The organism is Rhodoferax ferrireducens, from assembly GCF_049302455.1.
In the GTDB taxonomy this organism is placed as follows: Bacteria; Pseudomonadota; Gammaproteobacteria; order Burkholderiales; family Burkholderiaceae_C; genus Rhodoferax; species Rhodoferax ferrireducens_B.
Genome location: NZ_JBAQMD010000076.1, coordinates 1 through 3,211 on the forward strand (window position 1 = coordinate 1; position 3,211 = coordinate 3,211).

Here is a 3,211-nt window from a genome sequence, read left to right on the forward strand (position 1 = left end):
ACCGCAAATTATGGAAGGTTGATACACCGGTTACACAAGTGGAAGGCACCGCGCATTGCTCCCAAGTGCAAATTGCTTCTTCGGCTGGTTGGGCGCATACCTTCCATAATCGCGAACCTTGGATAATTGCGGCCCATAGCCCAGGGGCGCATCAGGTTCTCGATGTGGTTGTTGTCGATGGGAACGTCGCCGTCCACCAGGTTGGCCATCAACGCGCTCCAGCGGTTCAGGCTGTAGTCGATGGCGTTGGCGATGGCGCTGCCGTCGGGTACGCGCTGGCGCTCCAGTTGCAGCCAGACATGCATCTCTTCCCATAATGGCTTGGCCCTGGCTTGCCTCATGTCCAGTCGTTGCTCGACCGATAGAACCCGGGCTTCTCGCTCGATGCAGTACAGCTTCGCAATGCGCAGCACTGCCTGCGCAGCCACGGGACTTTGGTTGTCCTTGATCAGCTCGTCGAATTTGCGTCGTGCGTGGGCGAGACATCCAGCTTCAATTCGCTGTTCAAGCTTGAAGACGGTGTCGTAGGCCGCATAGCCATCGCATACCAGCGTGCCCGACCAATCTTGCAGGAAGGCAACCGGATACTTCGCCCCTCTGCCCACGCAGAAGTCGTACACCACGCCCGGCAACACATCGAAGCCGCTGCGCGCATAAGCCCAGATATAGGCGCGTTTGGTCTTGCCCGCGCCCGGGTCCAGCATATTCACCGGCGTCTCGTCGACATGTAAGACGTTGGCGCCGAGCACGAACTTGCGGTGCGCGTCAAACAACGGTATCAAACCGGCACCGCCCTGTCCCGACCAGGCTGCCAGCGTCGAGCGCGGTGTGTGGATGCCTGAGCGCGCGTTGATCTGCTCCTGGCGGTAGTACGGAATGTGATCGACGAATCGACTCACCAGGGTGTGGGCGATCAAGCCCTCAGCGGGCATGCCCTTGTCGATGATGTGGGGCGCAACCGGTTCTTGCACCAATGTCTGGCAGCACTTGCACGTCCACTTGCCGCGAACGTGGCGATGGACGAAGAACTCAGCCGGCACGATGTCCAGCTTCTCGCTCACGTCTTCGCCAATGCGCACCATGGGCTGGCCGCAACCGCAGGTGATGTTCTCGGGTTCGTGGTGGTGATCCACGCGCCGCAGATGTTCAGGCAATGCCTGGCGTTTGGGTTGACGCGCAGGCGTTTTGCCAGCGGGCTCGCCCTGAGTACCGGGCTGGCCCTGCAGGGCTTCGAGCTGCGCTTCAAGACTTGCCTGGTCAGCTGCCAGCGTCTCTTCGAACAACTGGCGTTGCTCGGCATTCATGCGCTCGGTCTTGGCCGCAAAGCGCCAGGACTTCAGGCGCGCCAGTTCAAATGTGATGCGTTCGATCTTGACGTCACGGAACTTGATGGCCTGCGCTTGGGTGGTGATGAGCTTGCCCTGCTCGGCGATATGTTGCAGCATCGTGGCCGCCACTTCAGCCAGTGCACTGGGGCTCAGACGCTGCAGGTCCTGGGCTTTAAGTTCGTGCACGTTGAGCATGTGCCCATTGTGCAAAACAAACGATCAAACCACCATTAGGGCATGTGCTGATTGTTCTTTTTTACCAGACAAACCCCGGCCATTACATGCGCGTAATGACCTGCATTTGCTCCAGCCGTTGCCACGGCAAACCCAGCACCAGCGCGTCGAATTGCTGCTGCGTCAGCGCCATCGGCGACGCCGTGCCAGACACCGCAGTCGGCCACACGAAGCGGCTCTGATTCAAACGCCTGGCCGCGCACCACACGCCGAAACCGTCGTGCACCAGCAGCTTGATGCGCGTGGCGCGCACGTTGGCAAACAGATAACCGTGGTGCGCTCGGGCAGCGCCGAACACCTGCACCACACGGGCCAGCAGTCGCTCGGGTCCGGCACGCATATCAACGGGATCGATCGCGAGCCACAGTGCGTCGATGCGAATCATCGCAGCCACTCCCGCAACAAAGCCCCACAGTCACCAGCACATTGCACGGGCCACGTCACCGTGACGGCGGATGCGCCGCGCCGCAACTCCATGCGAATCTCCGGCACGGGTGCCGACATGGCCTGCGGCGGTAGCTGCAGGGGCAGGAACTCTGCGTTGGGTCTGGCACTGACTACCACCCGATTGCCAACCCCGGCATCAGTCGCTCGTCCCTCCAGACTTCGCCAGCGGTGAACCACGTTGGCGTTCAACCCGCTTCGCAGCGCAACTGCGGCAACCGACGCCCCGCTCTGTCGGCATGCCTCCAATACCTCGGCCCTAAATTGCGCACTGTGTTTGTGACGCGCCACTCTCTTCGTTTCCATAGTGTCCACCTGGTTGTTTCGTGGACACTATGTTTACCCGCTTGGCGGCAGGATTCAAGATGACATGGCTAGCCGCTTACGTCCCAATTGCACTCCAGCGTCATAGATTGGATCGCCTTGGGCCGCAGAGCCAAACCGCGCCAAAGCCGCCACCGCGCTGGCGTGCCCACTCATGACCGAGGCCGCCAAGTGCACCAGGCTATCCCAATGTTTTTCGATCAATGCAATGTCAACGTTTGCCTCGCACACAGCAGCGATTTCGGCGGGCACCTTGGTGCCGCGTGGCACAAACAGGTGCCGCTGCTTGAGTTCCTTCAGCCGCGGACAAAGATCGAAGCCAAGCAACCGGGCCAGTGCCATCGCAAAGTCCGTGTAGCCGTGGGTGTCCACTGCAAGCTGGCTGGTCTCAAGCCGTTCCTGGCGGATGACGCCTTCAATGGCTACGCCCGCCTGGCGCTCATTGAGCACGAAGGGCTGCGCATGGAAGATGCCCCAGCGGTCCCGCACATGGGAGTAAATGCCAATGGAGGGGGTGTTGCGCCTGGGATCCAGCCGGGCCTGCCACACCCGTTTGGTAGTCTCCATGCTCATCATGTCAGAGGATGCCAGGTCTGAACGGCCCCACGTAGTAGCGATCGGGTGGCGTTGCATGAACTCCAGCACCGCCTGGCAGGCCTGACTCAGGCGGCGTTCGTCCCTGGCCCAGCGCATGGCCTGGCGAATGCTGGTGGCAGACAACTGCGGAATCATGCGTGCGCACTCGATGGCTGTCAGACTGGTGCCGTGGGCCATGATGCCGGCATAGACCATCAGCAGCTCGTCGGTAGAGCGCGGTTCTCGGCCGAGCATGATCCAGCTGAATCGTACCTGGGCGTCAACGGCCAGGATCACTTCGGGCA

At 61.1% G+C, this 3,211-nt stretch carries 3 protein-coding genes and 1 pseudogene; all 4 read right to left on the minus strand.

What is annotated here, in order from left to right:
• Window positions 1–8: 8 nt before the first annotated feature.
• Window positions 9–1,523 (minus strand): IS66 family transposase, encoded by a 1,515-nt coding sequence (gene tnpC / locus WA157_RS13865; protein ID WP_422621524.1) that lies wholly within the window; start codon window positions 1,521–1,523, stop codon window positions 9–11.
• A gap of 82 nt (window positions 1,524–1,605) precedes the next feature.
• Window positions 1,606–1,947, minus strand: coding sequence for an IS66 family insertion sequence element accessory protein TnpB (tnpB, locus tag WA157_RS13870; RefSeq protein ID WP_422621525.1), 342 nt, complete (start codon window positions 1,945–1,947; stop codon window positions 1,606–1,608).
• The gene (locus WA157_RS13875; protein WP_422621526.1) at window positions 1,944–2,312 is read right to left on the minus strand and encodes a transposase; all 369 of its coding nucleotides are present in this window, start codon (window positions 2,310–2,312) and stop codon (window positions 1,944–1,946) included. The genes tnpB and WA157_RS13875 overlap by 4 nt, the downstream gene beginning before the upstream one ends.
• Window positions 2,313–2,390: 78 nt before the next feature.
• Window positions 2,391–3,211, minus strand: a pseudogene (locus tag WA157_RS13880) (Tn3 family transposase); the annotation flags it as partial.